Below are 21,058 nucleotides of genomic sequence, written 5' to 3'. Positions count from 1 at the left end.
ACATGGGACTGCTACGAGACATCGCGCAGCAGCTGCAACGCGACACCCTGACCGCCCCCCACCTCGCCGCGGCGATCGAGGCGGTGGCGGCGCTCGTCCTCATCGCGGTCGCGGCGTGGCTGGTGCTGCACGCCGCGCGCCGGCTGCTCCGCCGCGCGGCGGCCGGACGCACCGCCGCCGGCCGCACCTTCATCCCCATCGTCGAGGGGGTGATCCAGTTTGCGGTGGTGTTCGCCGCGCTCGTGCTGGGACTCCAGGTGGTGCACGTCAACGTCACGGCGCTGTTGGCCAGCGCCGGCGTGGTCGGCGTGGCGCTGGGCTTTGGGGCCCAGTACCTCATCAGAGACGTGCTGGCGGGTCTCTTCCTGATCTCGGAGGGCATCGTCCAAACGGGGGACATCGTCCGGCTCGACGGCGACACGGGGACCGTCGAGCGCGTCACGCTGCGCACCGTCCAGCTGCGAAAGGCGAACGGCGAGTTGCTGACGGTCCCGAACGGCCAGATCGGGCGGATCGGCAACCTCAGCCGCGACTACGGGACGGCGATGGTGCGGATCACCGTGCCGTACCGGGCGGATCTCGCCGTCGCGCTCGACGTCCTGCGCACCGTCGCGACCGAATGGGCCGCGGAGAACACCGCGGACGCGCAGGGACAGCCGATCGTGGACGGCGCGGTGGATGCGCACGAGGCGGGCGTCGTCCTCCAATTGTCCGTCCGCGTGCGCCCCGGCCGGCAGTGGGCCGTGGAATCGGTGCTGCGGCAGCGGGCGATCGCGGCGCTCGCCGCGCGGGGGGTTCCGATCGACTCCCGGGTATCCGTCACTTTGTGACACGGGAATGCTACAATACGGGTTAAGTGGCTGCACCGCACTCGATGCGGCCATCTCGATCAGCGCTGATCTACCCCATCGCGACAGGGACACCATGTCGAAACCGGTCGGCCACTTGGTCTTCACCCTACACACGCACCTCCCGTTCGTCCTCAACCACGGGCGGTGGCCACATGGAAGCGACTGGCTGTCCGAGGTCACCGTCGAGTGCTACCTCCCGCTCCTCCGCATGCTGGACCGCCTGGCCGACGACGACGTCGACGCCGCGGTGACCATCAATATCTCGCCGATCTTGTGCGAGCAGCTCGCGAGCGTCGCGTTCCGCGAGGAGATCACAGCGTTCCTAGACCAGTGCCTGCGGAGCTGTGAGGAAACCCGCCGCCACTTCTCCGACACGCACGAGGACACCCTCGCGGCCCTCTGCGGCCATTGGCGCGCGGTCTACGAAGCGCGGCGGCGTGAGTTTGAGGAGATGGGCGGAGATCTGCTCGCACGCTTCCGCCGCCTCGCGGACCGGGGCGCGATCGAGCTCATCACAACGGCCGCGACGCATGGCTACTTCCCGCTGCTCAGCCGGGACGAGAGCCTGGACTTGCAACTCCGCACGGCCGTCGAGACGCACAGCCGACACTTCGGCCGCGCGCCGACGGGAGTGTGGCTTCCCGAGTGCGCGTATCGTCCGCGGTACCAGTGGACCCCGCCGGTCGGGCCGCGCAGCGGAAAGGTCCGGTACCGGCGCCGCGGCGTCGAGGAGTTGCTGGCCGGGCACGGCCTCGCGTACTTTTTCACCGACGTCCACCTCGTACGCGGCGGACAAGCGCTGTCGGCGTACCGCGACTATTTCCCCCGGTTGCGCACCGTGGCGGGGCCGGAGGGACAGTTTCACCGCCGGGAGGACCGGAGTCCCTACCTGTCCTACCGGGTGGCTTCGCGGGGGGGGACCGGGGACGCCGTGTCGTTCGTGCGTGACCCGGAGACGACGCTCCAGGTCTGGAGCCGGGACGCGGGGTATCCGGGCGACGAGTGGTACCTCGAGTTTCACAAGCGCCACTTTCCCGGCGGGCTCCGGTTCTGGCGGGTCACGCATCCGAAGAGCGACCTCGCCGACAAGCAGATCTACGTGCCGGAGCGGGCCCGGGAACGGACGCGCGCGCACGCGGCCCACTTCACGGCACTCGTCCGCAGCGTGCTCGCGCGCCATGCGGACGAGGCAGGGCAGGCCGGCGTCCTCTGCAGTCCGTTCGACACCGAGCTGTTCGGACACTGGTGGCACGAGGGTCCCACCTGGCTCGATCACGTGCTCCGCGGCCTCGCGGCCGAGGGCGTGTCGGCGACCGCGGCCGGCACATATCATGCCGAGCATCGGGCCAGCGGCCCGATCACGCTGCTCGAAGGGTCGTGGGGGGAAGGAGGAGACCACCGCGTCTGGCTGAACAAGGATACCGCATGGACGTGGGAGATGGTCTACCAAGCCGAGGAGGAACTGTGGGAATTTGTGTCGCACACGCCCTGGCAGCGGACCCCGCTGCTGCGGCGAATCGTCGCCCAGCTCGGCCGGGAGATGCTCCTGCTGCAGGCCTCGGACTGGCAGTTCCTGATCACGACCTGGGCGGCTCGGAACTACGCGGAGACGCGGTTCGCCGAACACTACGCCGACTTCACGCGGCTGCTCGAGCTCGCGAAGCGCGTGCACGGCGGCGGAACGCTGTCGTGGGAGGAAGACGAACTGTTGGTCGGCAAGGAGGCCCAGGACTTCTGCTTTCCTGGCATCGCCGAGCACATCGAGGCGGCCGCGGGGCTCCCGCCGGCGTAGCCGGCTTCGCGCGCGGGCGACATTGGTAACCCGTCCCCGCATCCTCGGCGTCATCCTCGCCGGCGGCAGGGGCGAGCGCCTGTATCCGCTCACGAAGGAACGCAGCAAGCCCGCGGTGCCGTTCGGCAGCAAATACCGGATCGTGGACTTCGTGCTCAGCAACTTCATCAACTCGCGGATCTTCTCGCTGTACATCCTGGTCCAGTACAAATCCCAGTCGCTGATCGACCACATCCGCCGGGGATGGCGGATGAGCGCGGTCGTCGACGAGCATTTCATCATCCCCGTGCCGCCACAGATGCGGTGGGGCGAGTCCTGGTATCGCGGGACCGCAGACGCGGTGTTCCAAAACCTGAACCTGATTCGCGACATCGACCCGGATCTGATCGCAATTTTCGGGGCGGACCACATCTATCGCATGGACCTGCAGCAGATGGTCGACACGCACCTTGCCCGCCGGGCCGACGTCACCGTCGCGGCGCTCCCCGTGCCGATCGAGACGGCGTCGGGGTTCGGGATCATCGACGCCGACGCGAACGGCCGGATCGTCGGCTGGGAGGAAAAGCCGGCCCGGCCGAAGCCGATGGTGAGCGATCCGGCCCGGGCGTTGTCCTCGATGGGCAACTACATCTTCACGACGGAAGTCCTGGAGGACGTGCTGGTCGAGGATGCCCGGCGCAGCACGGACCACGACTTCGGTCGCACCATCATCCCGGAACTCTACCCGTACGCGCGGGTGTACGCGTACGATTTCTTGACCAACGAACTCCCGGATCTCAAGCCGACCGAGGAACGCGGGTACTGGCGGGACGTGGGCACCATCGAGGCGTACTGGCGCGCCAACATGGATCTCTTAGGGCAGACGCCGGCGCTCGATCTCGACAATCCGCGCTGGCCGATCTTCGCTCCCCCGTTCGCCGGCCCGTCGGCGCGGGTCGTCGCCGGCGAGGTCGAAGACTCGATGCTCGGGGAAGGCTCGATCATCCGAGGCGGGTCGGTTCGCCGCTCCATCCTCGGCCAGGGCGTGCTGGTCGAGGCCGGCGCGATGATCGAGGACAGCATCGTGATGGACAACACGACGGTCGGCTCCCACGCGCGGATCCGCCGGGCGATCATCGACCGCTTCAACACGATCGACCCCGGTGCCGTGTTCGGGTGGGATCCGTCGCGGGACCTCGACGCGGGGATCCTGGATCCCTCCGGGATCGTGGTCGTGGGCCGCGGGGCCACGCGCGTCCGGGGCAGCCAGCACGTGCATCCCTGACGCGGGCCGCGAACGATCGCGTGCCGGGACGGAGCGGCGCGAGATCGACGTGGTGCGAAAGCGAGAGAGCCGATGACCGATCACTGCATCTGCGTGCACGGCCACTTCTACCAGCCGCCGCGAGAGAACCCGTGGCTCGAGGTGATCGAGGTCCAGGACTCGGCGGCGCCCTACCACGACTGGAACGCCCGGATCACCGCGGAGTGCTACGCGCCCAACGGCGCGTCGCGCGTGCTCGACGGCAACCAGCGCATCCTCGAGATCACCAACAACTACGCGCAGATCAGCTTCAACGTCGGCCCCACGTTGCTCGCCTGGATGGAGCACGCCGCCCCCGAAGCCTACGCCCGTATCCTCGACGCCGACCGGGCGAGCCGCGCGCAGCGAGGCGGTCACGGCAACGCGCTCGCCCAAGTGTACAACCACATGATCCTGCCGCTCGCCGTCCAGCGCGACAAACACACACAGGTGGCCTGGGGGATCGCCGACTTTCGTCACCGATTCGGCCGCGATCCCGAGGGCATGTGGCTCCCGGAAACGGCGGTCGACATCGAGACGCTTGAAGTGCTCGCCGCCCACGGGATCGCGTTCACGATCCTGGCGCCGCACCAGGCGGCGCGCATCCGGCCGCTCGCCGGCGGCGACTGGAGCGACGTCGGGGGCGAACATGTCGACCCGAGGCGACCCTACACGTGCCGCCTGCCGAGCGGTGCCGCAATCACCGTCTTCTTCTACGACGGCCCGATCTCGCGGGCGATCGCGTTCGAGGGACTGCTCAACAACGGCGAGCGGTTCGCTTCGCGGCTCGCCGCGGGATTCACGGATCGACCGGGACCGCAGCTCGTGCATGTCGCGACCGACGGCGAGTCCTACGGCCATCATCACCCGTTTGGGGAGATGGCGCTGACGTACGCGCTGCGGGTGATCGAAGAGCGGAACCTGGGCCGCCTGACCAACTTCGGCGAGTACCTGGCGATGTTTCCGCCGGACCACGCGGCGGAGATCGTGGAAGGGACGAGCTGGTCGTGCGCGCACGGAGTGGAGCGGTGGCGCGCGGACTGCGGGTGCCGGGCGGGACACCCCGGCTGGAACCAGGCCTGGCGCGGGCCGCTGCGGGACGCGCTGGACTGGCTGCGCGACGAGCTCGCGGGCGTCTTCGAGCGGGAGGGCGGGAACTACTTCACCGATCCGTGGGCGGCGCGCGACGCATACATCGAGGTGATCCTCACCCGCGCCCCGGAGGCCGTGGACGCGCTCTTTGCCGCGCACGCACGAGCGGCCCCCGACGGGAACGGGCGGTGCCGAGCGCTGCAGTTGCTGGAGATGCAGCGCCACGCCATGCTGATGTACACGTCGTGCGGCTGGTTCTTCGACGAGCTATCCGGGATCGAAACGGTCCAGGTGATCAAGTACGCCGCGCGGGCGCTCCAGCTCGCAGAACGCTTCGGCGCCCGTCTGGAGGACGAGTTCGTCCGACGGCTCGCCATCGCGAAGAGCAACCTGCGGCAGTGGGGAGACGGCGCCGGGGTGTACCGGCGCGCCGTGAAGCGGTCGATCGTCACCCTGCCGCGGGTGGTCGCCCACTACGGGATCAGCTCGCTGTTCGAGCCGTACGAGGACGAGACGTCCGTCTTCAGCTACACGGTGCGGCGCCGCGACGCCCGCCGGGAGACCGCGGGCGGCCACGCGCTCGCCGCCGAGCTCGTCACGGTCACCTCCCGGATCACGGAGGAGACCGCGGACGCCGCGTACGCGGCGCTGCACCTCGGCGGCCACGATCTGCAGTGCGGCGTCCGACCGGACGCGACCCCGGCGTGGTACGAGGCGACGAAGCAAACGCTGGCGGACGCGTTTCTCGGCCAGGGAGCGAGCGCAGCGCTCCGCCATCTGGACGACCGGTTCGGGCGCAGCCTCTTCGGTCTGCCCGACCTCTTCGTGGAGGAGCGACGCAAAATCCTCGGGCTCCTGACCGAGGAGCGGCTCGGCCGGTTTGAGGGCGTCTACCGCGAGCTGTACGAAGAGTCCCGGCCGCTGCTCGCGTTCATGCGGGAGTCCGAGATCCCGGTGCCGCCGGCGTTCCTCATGGCGGCCCAGTACACCCTGACGCGCGCGCTCGCCCAGGAGATCCGCCGCGCCGCGGACGAGCCGCTCGGGGATCGCGCGTTCGAGCTCGCCGGCGATCTCGATGCGCTCGGGCTCGCGGCGGAATGGGCCGACGCCGCCCCTCTGCTCCGGCAGACGCTGGCGGCGCGAGCAGACGGCCTCAAACAGGACCCGTTGGGCCCCGCGCTCGCCCAGACGCACCGCCTGCTCGATCTCGCGGACACGCTCGGGGTCACCGTGAACCTGTGGCAGGTGCAAAACCTCTACCACGCCGCGGCGGTCACCCATCGGGACGCGCTGCGCGGCGATCCGACCCCATCCGGCGACGGGCCGGCTGATTGGTCCGACCGCGTCGCCGAGTTCTGGCGCCTCGGGACCCGGTTGAACTTCAACCTCGAGTCGCTCCGCGCCGGGACACCCGCGCCGACATAGGGCGCCTGGCGCCTAGAGATGCGCCGCCACCACCACCCCGGTCACGAGGCGGGGGCTCGCGGTCGCGGTAGCGACGACGAAGCTGACCCCGCGGGCCCGGTACTCAAGCATGTCGTATCCGGGAAGATGGAGGACCCCGGAGGGCCGGCCGTACACGTCGCGCACCGTCCCGTCCGTGTCGCCGGCGCCGACCCCTTCACGAGTCCGATAGCGCCCGTCGTGGGCGACGCTGATCAGAATAACCAGGTCGTCCACGGTTTCGACGACAAGCGAGCGAACCGGGCGCTGCGGGGCATCCCGCCATGTGTACCAAACGGTTCGGGCGTCCCGGTCGACCTTCGCGGGGGTACCGAGAATCGCCGCGACCTCCCCCACTTTCATGCCGAGCTTCACCGGACCAACGCCCCGCCCCGGAACGACGAGGTATCTCGCGTCCACCAACGCGGCGGGCGCGGCAGACGCGAAGACGGACACGACAAGGATCGCGACAAGATAATACGGGCACACTACCCACCCCCAATGCGGCGATCTCTGCTGCATCGCAATGCGACGACGATTTCCTACGACGATCCCGGGATCGATCCCGACGCGGCCTACGCCCGCCGTGTTTAGAGTCCCCGGGGCCGGGACGCCGTTCCCATGGTGCGACGGGTTCCGAGCAGTCACATCCGTCGCCCCTGCCGCGTCGAACCCGGAGGAGCGAGGGCCACCCAGTCAGCGCCCACTCACGGGCGCACCGTCGCGGTCTCCGTTCGCAGCAGGCGCCGCAACAGGAACACCGCCGCGCGCTTGTCGAGCGGCGAGTTGAGATTACCGCACTTGGGTGATTGGACGCAGGACGGGCACCCCGACTCGCACGGACACGACACGATCGCGTCGAGTGTCCGGGCGAGGAGCGCGTCGAGCACCTGAAACCCCTCCTCGGCGACGCCCACGCCTCCGGGGTAACCGTCGTAGATGAAGATCGTGGCGCGACCCGTCTCGGGATGGACCGGGTAGCTGACCCCGCCGATGTCCCACCGGTCGCACATCGTGAGCAACGGCAGGAGGCCGATCGCGGCGTGCTCGATCGCGTGGATCCCGCCCGCGAGGTCGAGCCCCTCCGTCGCCACAGCCGCGGCGAGGGCATCCGGCAGCACGATCCACAGCGCCACGGTGCGCAGGTCCTGCGCCGGCATCTCGAGGGGCGTCACGCCCAAGACCGTGTCGGTCACGAGCTGCTTCCGCCGGTACTCGACGACCTGCTGGGACACGCGGACGTCGCCCAAGTGCGCCTCAGCGGGTCCAACCTCCCGCGCGCCGGTGGCGCGCTCGATCCAGAGGTCGGTCAGCACGCGCGCCTCGGTGTAGTACCCGCCAGCATCGGGTTCGACGGCCGCGGTGCGTGCGTCGGGGTCGAGCCGCGCGACGCGGTACGCATCACCCTGGTGCAGGTAGATCGCGCCCTCGTGAAGTTGCTCAAACGCGCGGGACGCGTCCACCGTCCCGAGTACCCGCCGCGTGCCCGCGCGCACGATGCGGTACGTGTCGCCGGACGCGGCACGGATGTCTACGGACCGGGCATGATACGTCCGCGTGGGCGCGTGCCACCGGTCTCGCCGGTGCGTGAGCACCCCCAGCGTCTCAAGCGCGCCGGCGACCTCCCGCATCCTGGAGCCAAACAGCGCCTCGTCCCCGGGCCACAGCGCGATCTCGGACGCAGCGCAGCGCAAGTGCGCGGCCAGAACGTAGGGGTTGTCGGGGTTCACCGCAGCATGCTCGATCGGCCGTCCGAAGAAATAGGCGGGTTGCCGCATCAGATACTGGTCGAGGGCGTCCTCAAGCGCGATCAACACGGCGAGGGACTCCTCCGCGCCGCGGCCGGCGCGGCCGGCGCGTTGCCACACACTGGCCATCGTTCCCGGATACCCCACGAGGATCGCCGCATCCAGCCCACCCACGTCGATGCCGAGCTCGAGCGCGCTCGTGCTGACGACCCCGGCCAGCTCGCCGCGGAACAACTGCTGTTCGATCTCCCGCCGCTCTTCGGCGAGATAGCCTGCCCGGTAGGGACGAATGCGGGCGGCCAGCGCGGGGTCGTCGCGCACCGCCTCGACCGCGTACCGATAGATCAGCTCCGTAATCTTCCGCGCCTTCGTGAAGACGATCGTCCTGATGTTCCGTCGGACCAACGCCGCGAACAGCCAGCTCGCCTCCAGATAGGGACTGCGCCGCGCCATTCGGGCGCGGTCCACGAGCGGCGGGTTCCACAGCACGAACCGTTTGGGGCCGCGCGGCGCGCCGTCGGAGGCGACGACGCGCAGGGGCACCCCCGTCAGGCGTCCGCCGAACTCTCCGGGGTTCGCGATGGTGGCGGACGTACAGATGAACTGCGGATCGGCGCCGCGCAGCCGGGCCAGACGCCTGAGTCGCCGGAGGATGAGCGCAACGTGGCTCCCGAACACGCCCCGGTACACGTGCATGTCGTCGAGCACCACGTAGCGGAGCGAACGCAGAAACGACGTCCATCGGAAGTGCTGCGGCAAGATGCCGACGTGCAGCATGTCGGGGTTGGTGAGCAGGATCTGGGCCTCGACACGGAGGCGCCGCCTCGCATCCTGGGGCGTGTCGCCATCATAGGTCCCGATGCGCACGGGGAGGTTCAACTCCGCGAGCGCGTTCAGCTGATCCTGCGCGAGCGCCTTCGTCGGATAGATGAAGAGCGCCCGCGCGCCCGGGTCGGCGATCAACGTTTCGAGCACGGGCAGCGCGTAGCAGAGGGTCTTGCCGCTCGCGGTCCCGGTGGTCACGATGACGGACGCACCCGCGCGCACGGCGTCGAGCGCCTCCGCCTGATGGGCGTAGAGCCGGGTCACCCCTCGGCGCTCCAGCGCCGCCTCGAGCTCGGCCGGGAGGGGCCGCTCGATCGCCCCGTACCGGGCAGGTTTGGCGGAGAACGGCTCGCGGTGGACGATCTGGCCGCGGTACTGGGGTTCGTGTTCGAGCGCGGCGAGCACACGCGCAATGTCCATGCGATCGTGTTCGCTGCGGCCCGCGCCCGTGCCTGTGTCGCCTCTACCGCAGCGCTGACGTGGTGGGCCGCTACCTGGAAGCCGTCTCTCCGGATGCGCGCAGCACCTGGCGCAGGCCCCAGGCGAGCGGCAGGGTGAGTAGGACGACACCTGCCACGATCGTCAGCGTGGCGGGCACGCCGGCCGCGTCGCTGACCACGCCGTACAGGGCAGGCGCAACGGCGCCGGCGCCAATCGTGCCGGTGTAGAACCATCCGAACGCGCGCGTCCGTCTCGCCGGCGGGATCAGCGCCGGCACGTTGCCGTAGAGCACCGACGACGTCCCGTTGAGGGCCACGCCGAGCACGGGCAGCAGCACGAGACCTGCGCCCAGCGTCGACGGCAACAACGCGAGGATGCCCGCCGCGGTCAGCCCTTCGGTCGCGAGCACGGTCGCGAGGATGCCGAACCGCGCGCCGAACAGGCCGCACAACAGCTTGCCGGCCGCGCCACCCGCGAAGATCAGGCTCAGCGCGAGACCGATCGTCGGCCCGGTCGCCCCCTTCGCGATGAGGAGGAACGGGAGAAACGTGAGAAACCCCATACGGGTCGCGCTGTCGATCAGGCCGATAGTAAACAACAGCGGGAACCCGCGGTATCGTCTCGTCTCGCGCACATCCTCCCCGGGCACTCCCCCGGCGTGCGCATCCGCGTCGGTGCCGTGGGGGTGCGACGAAGGGGCGGCCGTCACGGAGTCGTCGGGCCACACGCGGCGGAGCAGCGGCAGTACGATGCAGGCTGCGGCGACGCCGACCGCGCCCAGCAGCACGGCCGCTGAACGCCACGGAAGCAGCGTCACCGTCCACGCGACCGCCGCGGGCATCGCCATCTTGCCGAGATCGCCAGAAAAATTGTATGTGCTGAGTGCGATCCGCCGCGAGGTGGAATCGCGGTGCGCGTATGCGACCAGATCCGCGCCGACAGGATGCTGGGTGCTCGAACCGGCTCCGCTGAAGACGAGTGCAGCGGCAAGGAGGGCAAAACCGGTGCTCGCGCCCGCCGCGATGTAGCCGAGGCCGGCCACACCCGTCCCCAGGGCGAGCAGGACATAGCGCGCTCCTCGGGTCCCGATGCGCTCCGCGAGCAGGCCGACGGGAACCTGGAACACCGCCATGGCGCCGGTATACAGCGCGCGCAACAGGCCTACCTCGGCATACCCGAGGCGGAACTCGGTGCGCCACAGGGTCAAGAGCACGTAGAGCACGTCGGTGTATCCGTCATGGAGCGCGTGCACGCCGCAGCAGATCGCCAGGACGCGGCGGGCCCGCGCCCCAACGATCCCGGCGACCGGAGGTCGGTCCGCCCGCTCAATGTGGGTGTTTCGCGTAACGGACATAGACCGCAGACCTCCGGCGGGTGACATCGGCTCAGTTCATCCCGTTGGCCGCGGAGTCCTATGCACCGGTGACGATGGTCGGACGCCGTGGGCTCGAAGCGCCGCGCAGCCGGCGGAGGAGCGGCCCCGCACACACAAGCATGGGTCACGGGGATGGCCTGGATCGGCAGAGCACGCACGTCCCTGATCGCCGCGCGCCGTGGTGTCTGGCATGTACTGCGGAGGACGAGTCTGGTTCGCGCTCGTCAGGCGCCGCCCGCGACGTCGCCTCACCGCGACCGCGACGCGCTCGAAAGGGCTCTCAACGAACGTATGGGATCCCGTACCCTTCGGGCACCGCCCGCAGCGTCACGGCGCATGCCATGCCGGTCCAACGCACGAACAGGAACACGGCGTATCCCTCGCGCTCGTATGTCGCGAGGTCACTCACCCACGGCGCGATTGTCTTCAGCGATTCAACCGCTGGCGAGCCGGGGGTTCGCAGCGAGGCGATGATTCGCGCCAGCGCATCCGAGGTGGAGCCGGCGCGCACTCCGCCGGCTTCGAGGACCGCGGCCACGCGCCGACCGAGGGCGCCTGCGGTCGGCGGCCCGGTGAGCAACATCATGATTGCGCCATCTCCAGGGCATCCGTCCCAGAAATAGGGCACGAACGGAACGACCGCAACGTCAGCGGGGGCGGCTGGCCAGTGCCGCACGACTTCGACCACACCCGACGCTGCGTCCACGAACGACAGGGTTGCGCCGGTGGCGCCGGCGGGAAGCGCGGGGGCACTCGCGGCAACTGGGAGCGGCGTCCCTGACGATCCCCCGACCGTCGGCCCCAACGCCAGCACCACACCGGTACCGACCGCGACACCTACGGCCGCGACCCATCTGGGCGCACGCATCATGGCGCGGTCACGCGCCGAATCGGCCGGTCGCACGCATGATCGTGGCCTCCTGTGCGCCCCCCATCCCTTCGGCCCAGGGGCTGGCGGATCCCATCGCAATGTTCGGCTCGAGTTGATCGCGACTTTGGCGCTCGATCCACCCCGCCGTCTGTCGTTGAAGCCACATCGGTCCGGAGAGCACGCCCTGGCCAAACGTTGTGCCCTCAACGAACTGCCCGACGAGGTGCTCCGCCCGCAGCATCGCGTAGATTCCGATCCCCGTGCCCACCAGCATCACGAACAGATACCCGACGAGATTGAAGAGCAACGCACCGAGCGCGGCCGCAGGGTCGGCACCCGGCTGGAGCCCCCCCTGCTGGAAGCCGGACGCGGCGTCGCGCACCGGCACGATGACGGCGAGGTACAGTACGGCGGCGTGGATCACTCGGACACAAAACACGATGAGGGCCGTCCGCACGACCACGACCGCCCAGCGGCCGGTCCAGCGCTGGGTGGCGGGCGCTGCCAGCAGCGCTATCGCCAACGGCGCGAGGAACGTCGCCAGCAACAGTGTCAGGTGCGCGAAGAACAGGATGGCGAGGTAGACCATGACGCCCACGGCAAACAAGAGCACACCGAGCAGCAACCCGACTACGAGCACCGTCAAGGCCCACGGGTACGTAAACCACGGGCCCGCGATGTTGAACAGGGAAGTCATCTGTGGAACGAGCCATCCCTGCACGAATTGATCCCAGTTCTGACCGATCAGCCCGTTGAGCACCGCGGTACCTGCATCCCGAAACGCGTCAAACCCGAAGACGATCGTCTGCGTGAGCGGCCCGACCGCGCTGAGGAGCCCGCCGGCCACCACCAGACGTCCAAACGCCTCGATCAGGTCCAGCTGCCGGCCGGGACGGCTGGACGCGCCAACGTGCCCCAGCCACAGCACGGTAAAGACGGCCCACGCAAACCGTCCCATTGACGCCGTGGCGCCGGTGGAGACCAACCATGTCTCAAGGGCCGTGAAGATGTCTGCGATCGCGTGCTCGATGTCGCCGGTCACGTACGCTTGGGCTCCGAGGCGGCGGCGTCAGTACAACGACACGAGCGGCAACTCCACCCCCGACGGTTCGCCGGCACCGGCGAGCGCTTGTGACAGGACCTGGCCACCGGCGCGAACCGCGTCCATCAGACCAAGCCGCGCATCGAGCTCCCGCCGATCCCGCTCCGCATCGCGTGCGGCCAACGCGGCGGTCGTCTCTCCAAGCGTCCCCATTTGTTGGCTGAGGGCCGCAAGTTGTTGTGCGAGCACGGTAAGGCGTTCCGCGAGCGCCGTCTCGAGATCGGCCTGTTGTTGCATGCCGGCCCCCATTCCCGCAACGAGCATTTCAATCCCCGCGCGAGAGCTCGGCAACTGCGGTGCACCCTGCACGAGCGCCGCGCCGACCTGGCGCGCGGCCCGGGCGGCCGCCGGCAACACGGGGTCCGCAGCCACCGCGGCGGCGTCCTGAGACGCTACCGAGGTCGCGAGCTGCTGGCGGATGTTTCCGGCTGCCAGGGCGGCGGAGGTCACGGCGACGCCAATCGCGTCATGCGCGAGCACGGGGTCGGCGGAGACGTACGCTTGGTGGTCGGCAACCGGTGAACCCGGTTGGACCGGGCTCTGCCACCCGGCGAGCACGGCAGCCAGCATGCGTCGAAGATCGGCCGGGAGCCCCGGCACCGAGCCGAGCAGCCGAGCAAGATCGACCCCTTGAGGGAGATCCCCAGGCGTAGCGCCGATGATCTCCGCAATGGCGTTCCCGGTCGCCTCTTGTGCACTGCGCACCCACCCGGCGACGGCGTCGAGCACCTGCTGCACGCCGGCGATCACGCTCTCGAGATCGTTGAGGATCGACGTCGGATTTGCGTCCCCAGGTTCCGACTGCGCCAGGGGAAGGATCGGAACGAACGGTGGCAGCGGACGCGCGGGGCCCAGCGGCGGCAGGGGCACCGGCGCCGAGCTCGGACCGTCCGCCGCGGGTGCCGTTCCCGCCCGTGCCGGCTGAACGAATGCCGACTCGATCTCCAACATGACGGTTGCGACCAAAAGTACAAGCAGCCCCATCATCCAGGCCCGGCGACATGACACGTTGAACGACGTACCAACCGTGCGGACCGACCTGGCGGAGCACCGTTCGCGATGGGTCGCCATGGCGCGCTTCCTCCTTGGTGTGAAGCGTCCAGTAACGCACGCGGAACGCATCGCGGTGCGTCCCCTTGCACCGATGCCGCGCACGCGCAAGGCCCGGCCGTTCAATCGCGGCGCGGCGGCGTGCGCCGTCGCGCCGCGAGCTGTTGGATCGCTGGCCACACGCCGATTTCGCGACCGAGCCGGTCCCGTTCGAGCCGTTCGGCCGCGGTCGTCGTCGCAATCACGTAGTCCTCCGGAATGTCCCGGACGACGACCACGCCCCCTTCTCGTCCTTCGAGAAGATCCAACACGACCAGGACTTCATTGAACACGCCGCGGCGTTGGCCAAGGCTTTTCCAGAGCGCGCGGTACTGATCGTCGAGGTGCAGCACGGGCGCGACTCGGTCCACGTTCGCGGTGCGCGTCAGAACCTTCATCGGCGCGTTTTCCAAGATGCCGCGCGCGTGTTCTCCCTCAAAGTCCTCGAGCCGCTGGCTGATCGCCATGACCCCCGCCCCGAACTTCCGAAACCGTCGAAACATTCCCACCAGGGACTCGGCGGCGACCGGGTTGAGCAGCGCCGCCCAGGTTTCGTCGCTCACGACGTACTTCGGCCGCAGCGCTTCGGTACGGATCCGGCGGTAGATCAGGTGGTTGGCGAGCAACGCGGCGATCGGCGCCAGCTCGGGATACTCAGCGTCCAACCCTTCGGTGTCCAGACAGACGATCGGCGCGTGAAGATCCACGGTGGACGGCCGATCGAGCAGTCGCGCGTACACGCCGTGCCCCGTCCAACGCTCGAGGCGGCGTGCAATCCCGCGGGCGACCGCCCACTCCTCGGGGCCGGCATCCTGCCGCCCGACCTGCTCGAACGTACGCAGGGTCCGCACGACGTCCCGCAGCAAGACCGGGGCACCCGCGGCGCGGGTGTACGTCTGCCGAATCGCAGACTCGAGCACGGCAAGTTCCTGCCGGCTTGGTTCGACCGCCGGCTCGACCACCATCAGCGCGACCAAACTACGGAGGAGCACGAGATGCGCCGGGTCCGGTTCGATCTCCCCCGGAAGGAGCTCGAACGGGTTGACCGCTACGTCCGCTGTCGGATCGAGCCGCACGTGCTGCCCACCGTACACGTCGCAGAACGCCCGGTACGCGCCGCCTTTGTCCACGATCACGATCACCGGGTCAAGCGTGAGCAAGTGCGACAGCCACGCGATCGCAAAATGCGTCTTTCCACCGCCGGACTCGCCCACAACCACGGCGTTCCATGACGGCAGCCGCGGGTCGAACGGATCGAGGCTCACGAGGCTCTCCCCGCGTGTCAGAAGCGGACACACGGGGCGGCCCCCGCCCCGCCATGGCGCGTAGCAGGGAACGAAGTCGGCGGCGTTGCTCGTCAGCATGCGAAGGAGGCGTTCGTTCGGCAACCCGCTGAACGGCGCAAGCTGAAAGAACTGCCGGCGGAGCGCGACCGACTCGATCCGGGCGTCAACTCCGGGAATCTGCCGGAACGCGTCGAGCGCACGATGCGCCGCTTCGCGCGCGCGTTCCGGGGTGCGCTCCTGCAGCACGACCGCGGCGCCGACGCGCATCACACGCTCGCCGGTAAGTTGCACCAGGTCGAGCGCGCTCGCCACCTGGCGTTCCACAGCGCGCGAGTTCGAATCACCCCCGTCCTGCGCGTGAACCGCCTGCCGGCTGAGCCGGCTCTTGAGCTCGAGCCGCTTGACCTGCTCGGATCGCGGGTCGTTCCATGCCTCCATGACGATCCAACAGGATCCCGGTAGACTGAGCAGCGGCGCGAGCACGTTCGGCGACGTGGGGCGGTCGGGCAACAAGTCCATGGCAACAACCGCATGGGCGAAGCCATCCATCCAGAGAAAGTCCCATCGTCGATAGAGATCCGACCGCGCGAGCGCGGTCCGCAACGAGGGCCGCCCGAGCGTCGGCCAAGTCGCGAGCAGGCGCCGGGGGAACTCCACCTCCTGGCTCCCCGCCGGCACCGGCGGAGGGGCCCCGGTGCGCTTTCGGCCCGGGTTGAAGTACCGCCAGACCACGCCCACGAGGGCCGCGTCAGTCATCGGCCTGGCGCGAAACCCTGCGCGGTCAGCGTGCACAGCCATCGCATCCCGGAGAAACCGCACCTCCTCGAGATGGTGCCCATACACGGCCGCGTCGATCGACGCCCACCAGCGTCGCGCACGCCGGGCCGGATGGTACGAAAGATCGAAAAACAGTCGGTAGTTGGTGAGGCGCTCGTCCGCGTGTGCACGGCTCCACGCGACCACCCGTCGACGGTGCAGATCACATACGACCGGGTGCGGCGACCGGCATCCCTCCGCGTACGCTCGAAGCACGTCCGTGTAGTCCGCGTGCACTTCGACGATGACGCGGAGGCATTCACCCTCCGGCACCGCCGCGTTCAACAGCGTTCGCAGGTGGTCGTTGCTCCGGGCTAGGCGTGCGGCGTTCCACACTTCCGTCCCGGGAAGCGTGATCTCAAAACCGATCCGGTAGCTCCCATCGCGCAACACCACGACACCATCGCCGACCGTCCAATACGGAAGCTCGCGCGTGAGGCTTCCGGCCGGGTCGCTCCGCATCACAAGACGGTCACCGCAGGTAGGGATTGGCGTCGACATCCGGGTCAAGCTCGTAGACGTGAGGCTCGCCGAGATACTCTAGCAGGTGACGGAGGTAGTGGCGCGGAGTTCGCTCCCGCACACGGCGCCAAATGACAAACAACAATCCGGTCATGAGCAGTGACGCGACAGCCTCCGCGCGCGGCCACCCCAGCGCACCTCCGATGACAAGATCGCTCACGCGCGATAAGACGACGAACGCCACGCCGAGTCCGAACCAGTCCTCCAACTCTACGCTGAGCAACGTCACTGGCGAGTCGAGTTTGCGGTACACGGGGTGCTGCGGAAGCATCGCGTCAGCCGTGAATCATCCGGATGATCTGACCGCCGAAGAACAGGATGACGGACCCGATGATCACCCACAGGGCGTTGCGCACCCCGTTCCGATGATCGGCAACGATCACCGCGCCCGCGACCAGCAGCGCCGCCGTCGCGTAGGCGAGCCCGAAGGCGCCTGACAGGCTGAGCGCCGCCTCGTTGAACAGGTTGGTCAACGGTGCAAAGAGGTCGCCGCCGGACTGCGTCGTCTGCGCGGCAGCGCTGGACGGGGACACAGCTAGCCCACCTGCGGCGGCGGTTGCCGCGGCAGCCCTGGCGAGGATCCGGCGCGTGATGGGGTCGGACATTTCACGGCGCCTCCGTCACCAGGATGAGCAGGGGTGTCCCCGCGGAGATCTCGCTGGTCTCCACGGGTCCCGGGACGTCGCCGCGCGGCGCAATACCGTCCGCGAAGGACGAGGCAAAGTAGGCCCAGGGCGGCGCCGCTTGTCCCAGCGTCATCTGACCCCAACTCCCGGCCAGGGCGAGGCCTTGCTGAGCGAGCGCGCGCGCATACTCCGCGACCGCACGCGCCGCCGCTGTCAGCGCCGCCGCCGCCGCCCGCGGCTGCCGCAACTCCGTCCGACCGGGCAGTCCCGGCACGAGTCGATCGGGGTCCAGAGCGACGCCTCGAACAACGTCACCGCGTCGGGCCACGGTGAATTCGATCTGCACGCGCCCGTCCACGCCCAGCGTCGCGTGTCCGAGCCACGTGAACACTGGGCCGCTGGTCTCGGCGATCGCCGGCGAGGGCAACCCGCCCGATGCCACCAGTACGCCGGTGGCGAGGCGCGCTTCAAGGCGCATGCCCGCGGCCAAGAGTTGTCCTGCGCTCCCGACGTCCATCGGTCCGCGTCCCACGGATGTGGCCCTGGCAGCGGCGGGTACCGATTCGGCCTCGTCTCGGTCGCGATCGTAGACGATCGGAGAACCCCTCCCCGCTGCAGCGTCCACGCCCGCGTCGTGCGACGCAGGTGTTGCCGTGGTCGTCGCCGCAGACGGCTCCGGATCGGACTGGAACACCAAGGGATCTCGCGGCGGCTCAGCACTGGATGCCGCCTGCGCCGCAGGCGCGCTCGCAGCCGCACCTAACGCCAGGAGCCCGAGCGGAGGAATCGGCAGGTTAACCAGCGGCGGGGACATGGTCTGGTGAGCGGCGAGCACCTGCGTGGACGCAGCGGCATGCGGCAGGGCGAATGTCGTGTGCGGCACCGCTGCGACCGCCGGACGGCGACCGCCCGCGCCGGGCGCATGGTGTCGAAACACCGCGGAGCCGGCCAGGAGGAGAAGAATCACGCCGGCCAATCCGAGCGGCACCGCCGCCGCGACGTGGCGCTTGGCGACCAGCCGGTCCCCCGCGTCGCTCTCGTACTCCGCCCACCCAAATAGGTGGCGCCGCACCACGCTCCACCAGCGCCGTCGAACGAGCACACGCTCGCTGTCGAGCCGGATCTCCGTCCCCGACAGTTCCGTGAGGATCTGCGAGTATACACGCGGCGCCTCAACCGCGAGCCTCGCCAGCGCGGATGGCACGGCGCCGGGGGACAGGTCCACATCGTCCCCGAGCACGTCGCGAACCCGCCGCGTTGTCTCGGGGCTGAGAGTAATCTCCATGTGCAACCCCACCGCTCCTGTCGTGGACCGCTGTCCGTGGTCTTATGTGGGATGCTTATATGTCTGAGCATCAATATATCGGAAAGTCACCGCGCGTCAAGAGGCGAACTGTTGCTCTCCAGCGAAGAGCACGAATATGGGGATTTCGATGCGTGACGTACGGAGGCTCGCCGCCGATGCGCTGGCATGGCGTTGCGATCCGACGCAGCTCGAGTTCGGATCGACCGCAGACTTGGCGGCTGACGTGCAGATCATCGGACAAGAACGTGCACTGCGCGCCCTCGAGTTTGGGCTCGCAGTCGAACAGATCGGCTACAACATCTTCGTCAGCGGGGCGTCGGGCACCGGGCGCAGTACCTACACCCGCGTCCAAGTCGAGCGGGCTGCGCGAACCCGCCCGACGCCACTGGATTGGTGTTACGTCCGCAACTTCGCCAACGGCAGCCAGCCCACGGCGATCTCCCTCCAGGCGGGGCGCGGCCGGGGGTTCCAGCATGACGTCGCGGAGATGATCGCGGAAGTGCGCGATGGCCTGCGCCGTGCGTTTGCAAGCGAGGTGTACGAGCGGCGTCGGACCGAAATCCTCAAGCAATACGAACAAGCCGTTGGGGGCATCTGGCAACAGCTCGAGGAACAGGCGCGTCAGCAGGGCCTCGTCCTGCAACGCACCCCCGCCGGCGTGGCGACGGTGCCCGTCGATCTCCAGGGCCGCCCGATCTCCGAGGAAGTGTTCCAGCAGCTCCCCGAGGCCGACCGGCAGCAGATCGTCCAGCGCACCCAGGGGCTGCAGGACCTGGTCTCAGACACGGTGCGACAGATCCGCGCCAAGGAACGGGAAGGACGGGAGGCGCTGCGGGCGCTCGAGCGACAGACCGCCCAGTACATGATTGACACGCCGGTGGACCGGGTGAAGGAGCAGTACGCGGACCATCCAGCCGTCGCGGCGTTTCTCGACGCCGCCAAGCAAGACATGCTGGAGCACCTCTCCGACATTCGCGGCGACGGCGACGAGGAGGGCGGCGGTACCCCGAGGCTCGAACTGCCGATGCCCCGGCGCGATCCGCTCGCCCGGTATCAGGTGAACCTGTTTGTCTCGCACCAGGACGGGACCGGGGCACCGGTCGTCATCGAGCCGAACCCCACCTACTATAACCTCGTCGGCAAGACAGAGTATCGCGCCGAGTTCGGCGCGATGGTGACCGATTTCACAATGATCAAGCCGGGTGCCCTGCACCTGGCGAACGGCGGCTATCTCATCCTGCAGGCCAGGGACGTGCTGACCAACCCCTTCGCGTACGAAGGGCTCAAGCGCGCATTGCGGAGCCAGCAGATCCGGATCGAGTCACTCGGCGAGAGCATGGGCATGATGCCCACGGCGACGCTCAAACCGGACCCGATCCCGCTGCAGGTCAAGATTGCGCTGATCGGCACCCCCGACATCTACCACCTCCTGTACGCGCTCGACGAGGAGTTCGAGAAACTGTTCAAGATCCGGGCCGATTTCGACGTGGTCATGGATCGCACGCCGGCCACGATTCAAGAGTACGCGCGCGCGATCGCGGCAATCTGCCACCGGAATCAGCTCTGCCATCTCGATCCGTCGGCCGTGGCGAGGATTCTTGAGTACAGCGCCCGCCTCGCGGCGCAGCAAGACAAGCTCAGCACGCGTTTCAACGAGGTGGTGGAGATCGTCTTCGAGGCCGCCGCCTGGGCGCGGCAAGCCCAGCGCCCGTTGGTGACACGCGAGCACGTGCAACGCGCGATCGACGAGAAGGCGTCTCGCTCGAACCTCGTGGAGGAGAAGATCCGGGAGATGATGACGCGGGGACAGATCCTCGTGGACACGGACGGTGCTGTCGCCGGCCAGATCAACGGTCTTTCGGTGCTCCAGCTCGGCGACTACACCTTCGGGCAACCGAGCCGGATCACGGCCCGCGCCTACGTCGGCGGGCGCGGCGTGGTGAACATCGAACGGGAAACGCAGATGTCGGGCCGGATCCACAGCAAGGGCGTGTTCGTGCTCTCCTCGTTCCTGGCAAGCCGATTTGCGCAACAGCAGCCCCTCAGCCTGTCGGCGTCGCTGACGTTCGAGCAGCTCTACTCGGATGTGGACGGCGACAGCGCGAGCTCGACGGAGCTGTATGCACTCCTGAGCGAGCTCGCGGGGCTGCCGATCGATCAGGGCATCGCGACGACCGGTTCGGTGAACCAGATGGGTGAGATCCAGCCGATCGGCGGCGTCAACGAAAAGATCGAGGGGTTCTATTACGTGTGCAAAGCGAAGGGGCTGACGGGGCGTCAAGGGGTCATCATCCCCCACCAAAACGTGACGGACCTCATGCTCCGTGACGAGATTGTCGCGGCCGTCCGCGAGGGCCGCTTTCAGGTATGGGCAGTTCACCACATCGACGAAGGGATCGAGATCCTCACCGGCACGCCGGCAGGCACGCGCGACGACGCGGGGCGGTATCCTGCGACCTCCGTGAATGGGCGCGTCACCGCCAGGCTCGCCGACCTCGCCGAGCGCTACCGAAAGTTCGCGGAACGCGACGGGCAACCGGACGAACGCAAGAAGGACGACGGTCCGCCGCCCGCATCGGTTCACTAGCCCG

The 21,058-nt window shown here is 68.7% G+C and carries 15 protein-coding genes; 5 read left to right on the top strand and 10 right to left on the bottom strand.

Going from position 1 to position 21,058, the window contains the following annotated elements:
- The first annotated feature begins 2 nt into the window (after positions 1-2).
- The 4 genes from VKZ50_07400 (at position 3) to VKZ50_07385 (ending at position 6,442) form a co-directional block, all read left to right on the top strand.
- Entirely contained in the window at positions 3-830 is an 828-nt protein-coding gene (locus VKZ50_07400; GenBank protein ID HLJ59540.1) for a mechanosensitive ion channel domain-containing protein, read from the top strand.
- 94 nt (positions 831-924) lie between these two features.
- Positions 925-2,643: a 1,4-alpha-glucan branching protein domain-containing protein gene (locus VKZ50_07395; GenBank protein HLJ59539.1), complete on the top strand. Its 1,719-nt coding sequence runs from the start codon at positions 925-927 to the stop codon at positions 2,641-2,643.
- Positions 2,644-2,665: 22 nt separating this feature from the next.
- Positions 2,666-3,907 carry a glucose-1-phosphate adenylyltransferase gene (glgC, locus tag VKZ50_07390; GenBank protein ID HLJ59538.1) on the top strand — a complete coding sequence of 414 codons (1,242 nt, stop codon included), beginning with the start codon at positions 2,666-2,668 and terminating at the stop codon, positions 3,905-3,907.
- Between the two features lie 72 nt (positions 3,908-3,979).
- Positions 3,980-6,442: a DUF3536 domain-containing protein gene (locus VKZ50_07385; protein ID HLJ59537.1), complete on the top strand. Its 2,463-nt coding sequence runs from the start codon at positions 3,980-3,982 to the stop codon at positions 6,440-6,442.
- Between the two features lie 12 nt (positions 6,443-6,454).
- On the opposite strand, the gene VKZ50_07380 is transcribed toward VKZ50_07385, so the two are convergent.
- The 10 genes from VKZ50_07380 to VKZ50_07335 form a co-directional block, all read right to left on the bottom strand.
- Entirely contained in the window at positions 6,455-6,949 is a 495-nt protein-coding gene (locus VKZ50_07380) for a hypothetical protein (GenBank protein HLJ59536.1), read from the bottom strand.
- A 218-nt stretch (positions 6,950-7,167) separates the two neighbouring features.
- Positions 7,168-9,453 carry a DEAD/DEAH box helicase gene (locus VKZ50_07375; GenBank protein HLJ59535.1) on the bottom strand — a complete coding sequence of 762 codons (2,286 nt, stop codon included), beginning with the start codon at positions 9,451-9,453 and terminating at the stop codon, positions 7,168-7,170.
- 70 nt (positions 9,454-9,523) lie between these two features.
- Entirely contained in the window at positions 9,524-10,828 is a 1,305-nt protein-coding gene (locus VKZ50_07370) for an MFS transporter (GenBank protein ID HLJ59534.1), read from the bottom strand.
- A 301-nt stretch (positions 10,829-11,129) separates the two neighbouring features.
- Positions 11,130-11,753 carry a hypothetical protein gene (locus VKZ50_07365; GenBank protein ID HLJ59533.1) on the bottom strand — a complete coding sequence of 208 codons (624 nt, stop codon included), beginning with the start codon at positions 11,751-11,753 and terminating at the stop codon, positions 11,130-11,132.
- A complete protein-coding gene (locus tag VKZ50_07360; protein ID HLJ59532.1) occupies positions 11,728-12,762 on the bottom strand; it encodes a hypothetical protein in 1,035 nt (344 codons plus the stop codon). Before VKZ50_07360 ends, VKZ50_07365 begins: the two co-directional genes overlap by 26 nt.
- A 27-nt stretch (positions 12,763-12,789) precedes the next feature.
- Positions 12,790-13,893, bottom strand: coding sequence for a hypothetical protein (locus VKZ50_07355; protein HLJ59531.1), 1,104 nt, complete (start codon positions 13,891-13,893; stop codon positions 12,790-12,792).
- Between the two features lie 101 nt (positions 13,894-13,994).
- Positions 13,995-16,475 (bottom strand): hypothetical protein, encoded by a 2,481-nt coding sequence (locus VKZ50_07350; protein ID HLJ59530.1) that lies wholly within the window; start codon positions 16,473-16,475, stop codon positions 13,995-13,997.
- A 10-nt stretch (positions 16,476-16,485) separates the two neighbouring features.
- Positions 16,486-16,806, bottom strand: coding sequence for a hypothetical protein (locus VKZ50_07345; GenBank protein ID HLJ59529.1), 321 nt, complete (start codon positions 16,804-16,806; stop codon positions 16,486-16,488).
- 4 nt (positions 16,807-16,810) lie between these two features.
- Complete coding sequence (locus VKZ50_07340) at positions 16,811-17,140, bottom strand: TrbC/VirB2 family protein (protein ID HLJ59528.1); 330 nt, start codon at positions 17,138-17,140, stop codon at positions 16,811-16,813.
- 1 nt (position 17,141) lies between these two features.
- Positions 17,142-18,446 carry a hypothetical protein gene (locus tag VKZ50_07335; protein HLJ59527.1) on the bottom strand — a complete coding sequence of 435 codons (1,305 nt, stop codon included), beginning with the start codon at positions 18,444-18,446 and terminating at the stop codon, positions 17,142-17,144.
- 148 nt (positions 18,447-18,594) lie between these two features.
- Here VKZ50_07335 and VKZ50_07330 point away from each other — a divergent pair, with 148 nt between their 5' ends.
- The gene (locus VKZ50_07330; protein HLJ59526.1) at positions 18,595-21,054 is read left to right on the top strand and encodes an AAA family ATPase; all 2,460 of its coding nucleotides are present in this window, start codon (positions 18,595-18,597) and stop codon (positions 21,052-21,054) included.
- Positions 21,055-21,058 lie beyond the last annotated feature (4 nt).

Source organism: bacterium (assembly GCA_035295165.1).
In the GTDB taxonomy this organism is placed as follows: Bacteria; Sysuimicrobiota; Sysuimicrobiia; order Sysuimicrobiales; family Segetimicrobiaceae; genus JAJPIA01.
Note: the sequence above shows the minus strand (reverse complement) of the source record. Positions and strands in the feature narration are given on the sequence as shown.

Coding starts and splice junctions, on each gene's coding strand:
- VKZ50_07355 (HLJ59531.1), bottom strand. CDS start 13,893: ATGGCGACCCATCGCGAACGGTGCTCCGCCAGGTCGGTCCGCACGGTT.
- VKZ50_07400 (HLJ59540.1), top strand. CDS start 3: ATGGGACTGCTACGAGACATCGCGCAGCAGCTGCAACGCGACACCCTG.
- VKZ50_07370 (HLJ59534.1), bottom strand. CDS start 10,828: ATGTCCGTTACGCGAAACACCCACATTGAGCGGGCGGACCGACCTCCG.
- VKZ50_07345 (HLJ59529.1), bottom strand. CDS start 16,806: ATGCTTCCGCAGCACCCCGTGTACCGCAAACTCGACTCGCCAGTGACG.
- VKZ50_07395 (HLJ59539.1), top strand. CDS start 925: ATGTCGAAACCGGTCGGCCACTTGGTCTTCACCCTACACACGCACCTC.
- VKZ50_07375 (HLJ59535.1), bottom strand. CDS start 9,453: ATGGACATTGCGCGTGTGCTCGCCGCGCTCGAACACGAACCCCAGTAC.
- VKZ50_07340 (HLJ59528.1), bottom strand. CDS start 17,140: ATGTCCGACCCCATCACGCGCCGGATCCTCGCCAGGGCTGCCGCGGCA.
- VKZ50_07335 (HLJ59527.1), bottom strand. CDS start 18,446: ATGGAGATTACTCTCAGCCCCGAGACAACGCGGCGGGTTCGCGACGTG.
- VKZ50_07385 (HLJ59537.1), top strand. CDS start 3,980: ATGACCGATCACTGCATCTGCGTGCACGGCCACTTCTACCAGCCGCCG.
- VKZ50_07330 (HLJ59526.1), top strand. CDS start 18,595: ATGCGTGACGTACGGAGGCTCGCCGCCGATGCGCTGGCATGGCGTTGC.
- VKZ50_07350 (HLJ59530.1), bottom strand. CDS start 16,475: ATGCGGAGCGACCCGGCCGGAAGCCTCACGCGCGAGCTTCCGTATTGG.